Here is an 11765-nt window from a genome sequence, read left to right on the forward strand (position 1 = left end):
GAGCGATCGCTCCGGGGCGCGCCCGATCGAGGGTCGCTTCAGGGCTGCAGGCGGCGCCAAGCCGCGGCCACCAAGAGCGTCATCATGGCGATCAGCCCCCATTGGCCGAGGGTCGGAATCTCCAGGATCGTGGGGACTTCGACCAGGATCGGGGTCGGGTCGTTTTCCCCGTCCTCGTTGGCGTTGTCGTCGCCGTCCGGGTCCGGCTCGGGACCATCGTGGGACAGGTCGGTGGTGCTGCCATTGAGGCTCTCTCCAGTCGCCACCGCCTGGTTGTCGAAGGCCATGATGCCTGCCGGATCGATGGTGACCTCGAAGGCGATCTCACCCATCGCGCCGATATCGAGGGTGCTCGATGCGGACACCAGCAGGGTGGTGTCTCCGAGGCCGTCGTAGCCGGCGTTGGCCATCAACGTTCCGGTGCCTCCGGTCAGCGTCGCCGTCGGCGATGTGACCGCGATGACCGACGCCGGAGCCGGGAAGGTCGCGTTCAGATCGTCGGTCACCTGGACGTCGAAGAGATCGAGCGGACCGAGGTTTTCGACCAAGATCAGAATTGGCACGGTGTAGGTGCCGTCGCCGTTGTCGACCGTCAGGCCGGCGGACTTGGCGATTCCGATGCTCGGATCAGGAGGCGTGACCGAGATGTCCACGCTGTCGCTCGCGGTGACCATCGTTCCGGCGGGGCTGCTGCCTTCGCCTTCAACGGTATTGGTGAAGGGACCTCCGATTCCCGCCGAAGTGAAGGTCACCGAGAAGGAGATGGTCTCGACGGCCGCCAAGGGCAGGGTGCTCGCAGCGGCATCGAGCAGGCTCGTGTCGCCGTCGCCGTCGAAGCCGCCGTTGGCGGTCAGGGTCCCGGAAGCGACCGGCACCGTCACGGAGCTCACCGACGATGGTGGCGGGAAGGTCGCCGTCAGGTCATCGGTGACCTGTACCTCTGTGAGCACCACATTGCCGGTGTTGCTGACGGTCAGCAGATAGGGCACGGTGAAGGTGCCGTCCAGGTTGTCGACCACCGGGCCATCGACGGTCTTGGTGACGGAGATCGCCGGGTTCTCGACGATCGACACGTCGGCCGTGTCGGTGTCGGTGACCGGCGTACCGGCCGGGCTGCTGGCGTCGGCCGTTGCCGAGTTGGTGAACGGTCCGAGCTCGCCGTTGGGCTCGAGCACCACCGTGAGGTCGAGGGTGACGGTCGCCGCCGGTGCCAAAGAGCTGGCGCTGGCGTCGAGGAGCGTGGTGTCCGTGGGGCCGGTGAAGTCGAGGGTGACAGTGCCACAGCTACCGGCGCTGCAGGCCGCCATCGCCGACACCAGGTTGACCGGTGCCGGGAAGGTCGTGACCAGATCGTCGGTCACCTGCACCATCGAGAGGTCGACGTTGCCGGGGTTGGTCACCACCAGGCTGAAGGTGGCTTCGAACTGCCCGCCCCCGATGTCGGTGATCGCGCCGGCGGTCTTGACGATGGTGATGGCGGGTGTCTCGGATACCGAGATCTCGACCGCGTCATCGTCAGTCACCGGATTGCCGATCGGGTCCTGCGCCGAACCGTTGGCGGTGTTGTTGAACGGACCGGCCAAGCCGTTGGGATCGAAGCGCACCGTGAACCCGATGGTCTCGCTGTCGCCGATCGGCAGGGTACTCCCTGCGGCGACCAGCAGACTCGAGTCGCCATCGCCATCGAAGGCGCCGTTGGCGGAGAGGCTGCCGCTGGCGGTCGGTCCGGTGATGACGGCGAAGGTCGCCGGCGGGGGGAAGGTGGCCGTCAGATCGTCGGCCACCTGGACCATCACCAGATCGGTGGCGCCGGTGTTCTCGAGGGTCACGGTGTAGGGAACCTCGAACTGGCCAGGATTGCCCGCCGAATCGACGACCGCGCCGGCTGTCTTGGTGACGGTCAGTCCGGGCGCTCCGACAGTGGTGACCTCCGCCGTCAGGCGGCAGAGCGGACCGAACCGGGTGGTCGCCCGGGAGAGGGCCGCGCTGGCACACGCCGAGGTGCTGCCGCCGGCATCGGCGCAGGTCTCGTCGAGGAAAGTCGCGGTGGTTCCCGTGCCCGGCGCCGGCGCGTCCGGTGGCGGGCCGCCGGTCAAGTCGAGGGTGCCGGTAGCGGTTGGCAGAACATCGATGTCATAGGTCAAGGAGGCGCTGGTTCCGGCGGCCACCACGCCCGGTGCGAAGGTCAGGGTCCAGGGGCCGGCACCGGCCTCTGCGGTGGCCGACGAGGTGCCGCCTGCGATCGCCGCCGAGCCGGCGACATAGGTGGTCTGTCCGCCGTTGGTCGGCACCGTTGCCACGGCCACATTCGTGCCGCCGGTGGCGGCGTCGAGCTGGATTGGATACTCGGTGGGGTTGGTGACGGTGACCGTCACCCGAACCCGACTGGTGACGCCGACGGCGAGGGGCGGCTCGCCGGCCAGTAGCGCCCACGAGTGCCCGACCCAGGGCTTGACGGGGGCGATGACGACGTCGTCCGCTCCGCCCCGCTCGCCGAAGAAGCGGCTGCCGTCGGCCGGCAGGTAGAGGCGAACGGCGCCGGCTTCGGGCTGCATATCCGGTCCGCCGCTGGCGGGAGTGGTCGCCCCGTCGGCCGGATTGTCGGAGGTGGGATCTCCCACCCACCAGGTGACGTGGTTGAACAAGCCGATGATCCAGCGCGCGCTCCACAGTCCATAGTCCGAGGCATCGCTGGCGGAGGCGAAATCGGTCACCGCGTTCTCGGCCCAAACCCCATTGCCACTGAAGGTGGGTGTGAAGGTCGGTGAGGCGCCGGCGCGGGTCGTCCAGGTCAAGGACTCGTCGCCGTCCACGTCGACGTCGAAGTCATTGCAGCTCAGCGAACAGTAGCCCTGCACGTAAGGATAGAAGTCGTGGGTTCTGCTGTACCCCGGATCGCTCGCGAAGCTCGCCGCGTAGACCTGGCCGATGCCGACGTAGGAGTCGGCGTAGACATTGATCTCGTTGGCTCCGGCGCCGGCCGAGCCATCGTGGGCGCGGATGCCGAAGGCGTTGGCGTCGTCTTCGTCGGTGGGGCCGGAGTTGGGGCTACTGACGGCCATCCGCCAATGACCCGGCGCTGGATTGGAGACGGAGAAAACGCCCAGGTCGGACCAGGCGTTGTTGCAGAAGGTCTGCAAGCCGACGGTGACGGGGTCGCAGTCCTGGCCCGGCAGGCTGATCGATGCGACGCTCGTGCCGTCGGGAGCGAAGAGCTCGAAGGTGGTCGCCGCATCCCAGCCGCTCGTCGTGTTGTCCTGATCGTGCTCTTCGGTGCCGGCCACGTCGCCGGCCCCCAGATCGGCATCGAAAACCTCCACCACCAGCATGCCCGCCGACAATGACGGCGGGACTTCAATGTAGAAGTCGTGGCTGACCGCGCCGAGGCTTTGGAGACCTTGGTTCGAGAGCAGATAGTCGCCGAAATTGAAACCGCGATCGGGCCCGAGGGTGGCCAACAGCTGGTTTTCGTTGTCCGGTAGCGTATCGGCGTCGCCGCTGTCTTCGACCAGGGGACTGGTACCCGGGTCCGGGGTGCCGCCGGCCGAGCCGGTTTGCGGGATGAAGGAAAACGCCAAGGCCAAGAACAAGGCGAGCGTCGACACTCGGAAGGTGGAAATCGGGCTCCACATCGGATGCGCTCCTCTGGCTGGGAATGGGGGCAGGTTCGGTGGGTGGTGCCTGCGATCAGGCAAGGCTATTGAAATATCAATAAAAAACTTCAATAAAGAAAACTGTAGCACACATCCAGGGTGGCAAGCGGCTCATGCTGGTGGCCGATGGGGCCACCGCGGCCCTGGCATCGCAACCTCCTGTTCAGGGTTTCAGGTCATCCTGGCGAGGAGCGCGCTTCTCGGTGCGCCGAGCTGACTCGGGTGAGCTGGATAATCTGCCCTGCGGAGAGGAGAGTCTTCTGCTTTCTTGGAGTGGGGCGGCGGTGACGTGCTTGCGCCCGACGTCAGGGGGCTCGAGCTGAATGGGCATACGAATGATACTGCGAAATCTCAGGTACATCCTCCCGATGGGCGCTCTCTTTGGGGCTGCGATGGCACTCCTTGCCTGCGGGGCCCGGCAGGAGAGCGGTGACCTTCCCGACGAAATGCTGTGGGCCTGGCGGCGGCCGGAGGTGCTGACGTTCGTCGACCCGCAGCGCACCGGGGTGGCGGCGTGGATGGCGACGATTCACCTCGCCGGGGACTCCCTGCAAATCGAGCCCAGGGAGTGGCGACTCGCCGTGCCGTCGGGCACCTATCTGGCGGCGGTGGTGCGGCTGGAGAGCTCGGCCGAACGGCCTCCGGATTTGAGCCCGGAGCTTCGCTCGAAGCTGTCCGATCGCCTGCTCGAGCTGTGGCGTGAGACGGGCTGGCCTGAGCTGCAGCTCGATTTCGACGCCCGGGTTTCGGAGCGCGAGTTCTACCGCCTTCTGTTGGCGGACCTGCGGTCCGGTATGGCCGGTGGGCGCCTTTCGATCACGGCGCTCCTTTCGTGGTGCTGGGAGCCTGGCTGGCTCGACGATCTGGCGGTGGATGAGGTGGTGCCGATGATCTATCGCCTCGGGCCCGAAGCGGAGCTGTTTCGGCGGCGTTTGGCGGCGGGAGAGCCCTTCGTCGCCCAGGCCTGCCTCGAAGCCATCGGAGTTTCGAGCGATGAGCCCATCCCGAGCTTCGCGGTGGAGGGGCGAAAGTACTTCTTCCACCATCTGCCCTGGACGGCTGATCGTCAGCGGGAAGAGCAGGAGCGGCTGGCGAACGCTTCGAGGACGATGGGCGCGGCCTCCGGCTCGCCTTGATTCGGCCATCGATCGGCCGAGGAACCGTGAGAGGCTGGAGTCTATGAGGCTGGAACGGCTGTCGATCGTGCTCCTCGTGGTCTTTCTCGCAGGTCTGCCGGCGGCGAGGATCTGTGCCTCCGGAAGCTCCTATCTTCGCAACTGGTTCGTCGATCCGACGCGGCCGTCGTCGCCGGCTGAGCGATTCCTCGCCGGGGAGCTCGGCATCGTCGAGGCGGATCGCCTGAAGACGGTGCACCAGGTGGTGGTCTTCCGTCATTTGACCGGTCTCGGGATGACCCCCGGAGCGGTGCAGGCCTTCGGGGAGCTCGAACCGGCGCGGCAACCCTGGTTCACGGCGCGAGATGGCTACGATCGCTGGCGAGAGGTGCTGAACCACTACCAGCGCAGAAGCGGGCCGGCCCATTTCCGGTCCGATCACCGCGAAGTCGACGGAGTGAAGACTTTCCGCTACTTCCTCAACTGTCTCGATCCCGCCTTCGCGACGGCAGCCGAAACCTGGGAGGCGCGACGCGCCACCTATGGTGAGGACAGTCCGTGGCTCGAAGACTGGTTCGAGGCCCAGGTCGTGGTCTTCGAGAATTGCGGCAAGGGCCCGCTTCGCCTGCCCGCCGCCTTGCCTCCGGAGGCGCCGGAGCTGGCTCGACAGGATCGCCGCTATCAGACCGCCGCGGCGCATTTCTACGCCACCGACAACGGCCAGGCCGAGAGCCTCTTCCGCGCTCTGGCGGAGGACGAGGGATCGCCCTGGCAGAGCCTCGGCCGGTATCTGGCGCTGCGCAGCAGAGTTCGCCTGGGCTCGGTGGGGGGAGGAGGGCCGGAGGCCCTGAGGGCCGCTGCCGAGGAGCTCACGGCAGTCCTTGCCGACCCATCCGAGTCGGCGCAACACGAGCGCTGTCGTCGCCTGCTCGATTGGGTTCTCCTGCGTTTGGAGCCTGATCTTCAGCGCCTGCGGTTGGCTCGTGAGCTGCTGGTTCCCGATCCGCCGGAAAGTCTCTCCCAAACCCTCGTCGACTTCGCAGAGCTCCATGGCGGTCGTCGCACCTTCGCGTCCCGGAAGCTTCCCTGTGAGACCGTCGGAGAGGCCGCTGCCGCCTGGCTCGTGGAGTGGGTCGCCTGTCTGGGAGATCCCCGCCGAGAGGCGACATTGGGCCACCTCGAGGGCCGCTGGCACAGCGCCGAAGAGCCGTTCCGAGATGCCTGGCTGCTGGCTCTGGCTTCGCGTGCCCGGGGCGAAGATGGCGTCGTGCCAGACCTCTTGGCGGCTCTGGCGGCGATCCCTTCCGACCATCCGCTGGCGCCGAGTGCCGTCTTCCATCGGGCGCGCCTCTTGATCGAGGCAGGGGAGGGGGAGACGGCTCGAACCCTCCTCGACGTCGAGCTGGCGCGGCCCGCCCGGACCGTTCATCGCAGCGACGAGAACCGCCTCCGTGGTCTCCGCCTGCGTACCGCCCATCGCCTCTCGGAGCTGGTGGCCGACGGCTTTCAGCGGCCGGTGACCACGTCCTATGACGACGGCGTCGGGGGTCCTCCGGCGGTTCCGGTGAAGCCGGAGAATCTCACTCAGCCGGTGCTGATCGCACCCGTGACCGACATCCTCAACGCTCAGGCCGGGCCGCAGTTTTTGGCGCAGGTGGTCGAGGATCTGCCGGATCTGCCCCCCGGGCAACGGGATGCGCTGCTATTCCGCGCCTGGACCCTTTCTCTGCTCTTCGGTAGGCACGCCGAAGGCGAGGATCTTGCTGCGCGGCTGGAGGCGGCCGTGCCTGCCTTGAAGGCGCCGTTGGCGGCCTACCGCGCCGCCGAGTCGGATACCGGCCGGGAGCTGGCGGCGGCGCTGCTCTTTCTCGATGAATGGGTGCCGGCGATCGTGGTGCCGACGGGACGCTACGCTCTTCAGGATTGGTACCCGTGGTGTTCCGGGGCACTGAAGGGGGGGACTCTGAGAAATCCCTCGCCGAAGCTGCTGCCGCGGGACGACCGCGAGGCCTTGCTCGCCGATGGTCTGCGCCTTGGGTCGGTGCCGCTGCCGCGGCGCTGGGTGGCCGATACGATCTTCTCCTGGGCGGATCGCCAGCGCCAGGACTCGCGAGTGCCGGAGGCGCTGCATCTGCTGGTGAGGAGGACTCGCTTCAGCGCCTGTCGCGATGGCGACATCTCCAAGGGGGCCTTCGATCGCCTCCACCGGCGCTACGGCGACAGCGAGTGGGCCGGGCGCACTCCCTACTGGTACAAGTAGCCGGCCCTTCTCGGGGCCACGGCGAGCCGCCGCGAATCTCGCCGGGGCCTACCAGACGGCCTCGAAAGCCTCCGGCGCCAGGTTCCACTTCTTGCCGTAGACGTGTAGGCGCTTGGTCGGACCTTCGGCGTCGACCAGGTCGCCCCCGGCGTGGGCCCAGGACAGCAGGCTGCCGGCGAGGTTCTTGACCTCGATCCCCTGGCGGCGAAGCTTGTCGGCATGGAGGCCGCTGCGGTAGCCGACGGTGCAGTAGGTGACCACCAGGGCGCCCTCCGGCAGCGTTCCGAGCTCCTCGGGAGTGATCGCGCCGGGGATTGTCGAAATGCGACGCTCCTTGGTCTTGCGGACATCGACGATCACCACCGGACGATTCTCACGCAGCGCCAGGAGCTCCTCGGCGGAGATGTCTTCGACCTCGGGGAAGTCACTGCGGTAGCCGTCGTACATCTGGCGGATCTCGGCGAGCTTCTCGGCGTCGGTCATGGCGCTTCCAGGGTCGTCGGCGCCGGCACAGGCGGCCAGCGTCAGAATTGCAGACAGGGCGAGGATCAGGCTCTTGGTCATGGGCTCGAAGGTCGGGTTTCGGGGCTCAGCAGTTTGGAAGATGTCTTCACCCCTTCGCGCGAGTAGAATGCGCGGGCTTGGCCGCGATATTCAACTCCATGCCCGACTCCTCGCCACCGTAACATGACGCCGATTTCGCATCCGCAGAGAGAGTTGGTGTTGGTGGGAGGGGGGCATTCCCACGTCCAGGTGCTGCGGCGCTTGGCGATGGAACCCCTCCCCGAAACCCACGTGACGGTGGTGCTGGATGTCCCGATCGCCGTTTACTCCGGCATGGTGCCGGGATTCGTGGCGGGCCAGTACCGTGCCGAGGAGCTCGAGATCGACGTCGTCCCCCTGGCCCGCCGGGCCCAGGCGCGGGTCATCCTGTCGCCGGCCACCGGGGTCGATCCGGGCGAGAAGCGCATCCACCTGGCGGATCGGCCGTCCATTCCCTACGACATCGCTTCCTTCGACATCGGCTCGACGGTGGCTGGCCTCGAGTTGCCGGGGATTCGCGAGCACGCTTTGCCGACCCGCCCCATCGCTCGCCTGGTGCGGCGCGTCGAGGCGCTGGTGGAGCGCATTCAGCAGCGCCCGGTCGGGGAACCCTATCGGGTGGTGGTGGTCGGTGGCGGAGCGGGCGGCGTCGAGCTGGTGTTCGCCCTCTGGCAGCGCTTGGGGGCGAAGGACGATCCCAGCCTCGAGCTGGCGCTGGTTCAGGGAGCCGATCGCGTCCTGCCCGGCGCCCCGGCCGGGTTGGTACGGCGGGTTTTGCGCCACGCCGCGGAGCGCGGCATCGCGGTGCACACCGGCCGTCGGGTGAAGGCTGCCGACGCCGAGCGGGTGACCTTCGAGGACGATTCCGAGATGCCCTGCGATGCCCTCGTCTGGGTCGCCGGTGCGGTGTCGCAGGATCTCTTCGACAGCTCCGGCTTGGCCTGTGACGACCGCGGCTTCGCCTTGATTCGCCCGACGTTGCAGGTCAAAGGCTATGACGACCTCTTCGCGGTCGGCGATTGCGCCACCCTCGAGGACTTCCCGCAGACGCCCAAGGCCGGCGTCTATGCGGTGCGTCAAGGGCCGTACCTGAGCGACAACCTGCGGGCCCATGTGGTGGGCGAGCCGTTGCAGCCTTACCGGCCGCAGAGCGACTTTCTTTCGCTGCTCAATCTCGGCGACGGCGTCGCCCTGGGAGCCAAGTGGGGGCTGTCCTTCGAGGGGCGCTGGGTGATGAACCTCAAGGACCGCATCGATCGCCGCTTCATGGAGCGCTTTCAGGTGCTCGACTCGGCCGGGGTGGTCTCCGAGGCCTTCGAGGGCGACGGCGACATGGGCGACGACAGTCCCATGCTGTGCGGCGGCTGTGCCGCCAAGGTGGGGCAGTCGACGCTCTCCCGGGCGCTCTCACGCCTGCCGCCGGTGCCGGCCGACGACAGCGTGCGCCTGGGCCTCGAAAAGCCCGACGATGCCGCCGCCTTCGTCACCCGCAGCGGTGATTTGCTGCTGTCGACGGTGGATGTCTTCCGGCCCTTTTCGGACGATCCCTTCCTGGTCGGCAAGATCTCCGCGATCAATGCCCTGTCGGATCTCTTCGCTAAGGGCATCGCCCCGCGTCATGCCCAGGCGCTGGTGGCGATCCCGAATCACCTCGAGAGCGACGACGAGGAGGAGATGCTCTTCCAGGTGCTCTCTGGCGCCCGCGAGGTGCTCGACGGCGCCGGAGTCACCCTCCTCGGCGGGCACACCACCACCGCGCCGGAGCTGTTGGTCGGCTTCGCCGTCGACGGTGAAGCCGATCCCGACCGGCCGGTGCTGTCCCTCGACCGCCTGGCCGCCGGCCAGGAGCTGATCCTGACCAAGCCCCTGGGCACCGGCGTGCTGCTGCATGCGGACATGCACGGACGCCTGCGTGGCCCCTGGCTCGAGCACGTGCTCGAGGCCATGCTGCAGCTCAACGACGAGGCGGCACGCATCGCGGTTGCTTGCGGCGCGACGGCGATGACCGACGTCACCGGCTTCGGCCTAGTGGGCCATCTCGCCGAGATGGCCCGCACCAGCGGGGTGGCGGCGGAGATCGAGGTCGCCGACCTGCCGGCCTATCTCGGGGCTCTCGAGCTGATGGCGCAGGGGCTGCGCAGCACCTTCCATCCGGAGAACGCCAAGGCCAAGAAGGGCATCTACTCGCCGGTCGAGGCGATGCGTCATCCGGCCTTCGACCTGCTGTTCGACCCCCAAACCTCCGGAGGGCTGCTCTTTGGGGTGGAACCGTCAGAGGTCGAGGCGACCCTCGATCGGCTGCGCCGCGCCGGCTACGACGGTGCCGCGCGCATCGGCCGGGCCCTACCCCTCGAAGACCGCCCACCGGTGGCGGTGACGCGCCGCGGCTGATCGCGCGATGTGCCGGTGGAATCCGGTGGAAAAAACTTGGGCTAAAATAAAAAGGGCTTCGGGACCTCCGGAGGACGAAGGTGGGGGCCCGAAGCCGAAGAACTACCACTCGCTTGGTCGGCCACCCAGGAAAGATTGCCGACGCGCGATAATGATAACTCATTATTGATTGGAATCACAGCCCTTCTTTGGCCTCGATTTCCTGATTGCCCTGCGGCGCTTCGCTTCGCCGCGGTTTCAGGAGCTTCGAGGCCGGGTTTCTTCCCTCTCCGCGCTTCAGAAGATCGACTTGCCGAGCAGTGAGGTCAGCAGGTCGACGGCCAGGGTGGCGGTCTGGTTGCGGTCGTCGAGGATCGGATTGACCTCGACGATGTCGATCGAGCCGATGGTCGCCTCGGAGGCGAGGATCTCCATCAGCAGATGGGCTTCGCGATAGCTCAGGCCGCCGGTCACCGGGGTGCCGACGCCGGGGGCTTCGCGAGGGTCGAGGCTGTCCATGTCCAGGCTGACGTGGATCTTGGGCAGATGGGCGAGGCGGCGCAGGGCCTCCTCGGCGACGGCGCCGATGCCGAGCTGATCGATCTCGCGCATGGTGTAAACGCCGGCGCCGCTGTCGCGCAGCATGGTGCGCTCCTGCGAGTCGAGATCGCGAATCCCGATCAACACCACGTCGGCCGGGTCGACCTTCGGTCCGGGCCGCCCGAGGTTGACCAGCTCCGGGTGCCCGAGGCCGGTGAGGGCGGCCAGGGGCATGCCGTGGATGTTGCCGCTGGGCGAGGACTCGGGGGTGTTGAAGTCGCCGTGGGCGTCGATCCAGACGACGCCTACCGGGCCGTGGTGGGTGGCGGCGCCGACGGTGCCGGCGGCGATCGAGTGGTCACCGCCGAGGAACAGCGGCAAATTGCCGGCGGCGATGGTCTCCTGGCCGGCCTGATAGATCGCTTCGCAGGCCGCCACCACTGAAGGCAGGAACTCGAGGCCCCCCTCCTCGGGCAGCGTGTCGCGAACCGGGATTTCGATGTTGCCGCCGTCGCGGACGGTGTAGCCGAGCTCCCGAACCTTGTCGCCGAGGCCAGCGTAGCGCAGCGCGCTCGGACCCATGTCGACGCCGCGTCGCGCCTGGCCGAGGTCCATGGGGACACCGATGGTGCAGATCTCCCGTGACATGACTCAAACCTCCTCTTGATCGAATGTTGACGGCCCCGGTTCTCGCCGCCTGCGGCTCAGGCCATGCTCGGCGGCGGGGCGCGATCTTATCTCGCCCGCGCGGAGAGTTCGAGAGGTCGATCGCTGGCGCCGGGAAGGTTCGAGTAGAGTCGCGCCAGGATGATCCGAGAGGAGGCGATGATGCGAGAGCAGTTCCGGGTTTTCGAGCCGGTGCGGGTGCGTTGGGCGGACATGGACTCCTTCGGTCATGTCAACAACGCCTGCTACTTCACCTTCTGCGAGTCGGCACGAATTCGCTACTTCGAGGAGATCGGCATGGGCGAGTTCGCGCCCGCCTTCGCCGGCGATGAGGCGGTCGATGGGGAAGACGAGCGGCCGGGCCCGGCGCTGGCCCAGGCATCGCTCGATTTTCGCGCTCAGGTGCACTACCCGGCCCGTCTCGAGGCCAGCGCGCGAGCCACCCGGATCGGTCGCAGCAGCTTCGCCCTCGACTACGCCATCTTCGAGGAAGGGCGGGACGAGCCGGTGGCCGAGGGCACCTCGGTGGTGGTGTGGATCGACTACGCGGTCGGCAAGTCGCGACCGTTGCCGGAAGAGCTGCGGCGCCGGATTTGCGACCTCGACGGTCTTTAGGGG

General features: G+C 67.5%; 7 protein-coding genes. 4 read left to right on the forward strand and 3 right to left on the reverse strand.

Annotation, left to right across the window (positions count from 1 at the left end; translation table 11 throughout):
• Positions 1–38 precede the first annotated feature (38 nt).
• On the reverse strand, positions 39–3632 hold the full coding sequence (locus AAF604_16630; protein ID MEM7051298.1) for an IPTL-CTERM sorting domain-containing protein: 3594 nt from the start codon (positions 3630–3632) through the stop codon (positions 39–41).
• 413 nt (positions 3633–4045) lie between these two features.
• On the opposite strand from AAF604_16630, the gene AAF604_16635 reads away from it, so the two are divergent.
• Complete coding sequence (locus AAF604_16635) at positions 4046–4789, forward strand: hypothetical protein (protein ID MEM7051299.1); 744 nt, start codon at positions 4046–4048, stop codon at positions 4787–4789.
• 43 nt (positions 4790–4832) lie between these two features.
• Complete coding sequence (locus AAF604_16640; protein ID MEM7051300.1) at positions 4833–7028, forward strand: hypothetical protein; 2196 nt, start codon at positions 4833–4835, stop codon at positions 7026–7028.
• A 48-nt stretch (positions 7029–7076) separates the two neighbouring features.
• Here AAF604_16640 and AAF604_16645 read toward each other — a convergent pair whose 3' ends face one another.
• The gene (locus AAF604_16645; protein MEM7051301.1) at positions 7077–7592 is read right to left on the reverse strand and encodes a rhodanese-like domain-containing protein; all 516 of its coding nucleotides are present in this window, start codon (positions 7590–7592) and stop codon (positions 7077–7079) included.
• Between the two features lie 123 nt (positions 7593–7715).
• Between AAF604_16645 and selD the strand changes: the two genes are divergently transcribed.
• Positions 7716–9962 carry a selenide, water dikinase SelD gene (selD, locus tag AAF604_16650; protein MEM7051302.1) on the forward strand — a complete coding sequence of 749 codons (2247 nt, stop codon included), beginning with the start codon at positions 7716–7718 and terminating at the stop codon, positions 9960–9962.
• A gap of 276 nt (positions 9963–10238) precedes the next feature.
• Here the strand turns inward: selD and rocF are convergent, their stop codons facing one another.
• Positions 10239–11129 carry an arginase gene (gene rocF, locus AAF604_16655; protein MEM7051303.1) on the reverse strand — a complete coding sequence of 297 codons (891 nt, stop codon included), beginning with the start codon at positions 11127–11129 and terminating at the stop codon, positions 10239–10241.
• Between the two features lie 177 nt (positions 11130–11306).
• Between rocF and AAF604_16660 the strand changes: the two genes are divergently transcribed.
• Positions 11307–11762, forward strand: a complete 456-nt coding sequence (locus tag AAF604_16660) for a thioesterase family protein (protein ID MEM7051304.1) — start codon at positions 11307–11309, stop codon at positions 11760–11762.
• Positions 11763–11765: the final 3 nt, after the last annotated feature.

It is taken from the genome of Acidobacteriota bacterium (assembly GCA_039028635.1).
Lineage (GTDB): Bacteria > Acidobacteriota > Thermoanaerobaculia > Multivoradales > JBCCEF01 > JBCCEF01.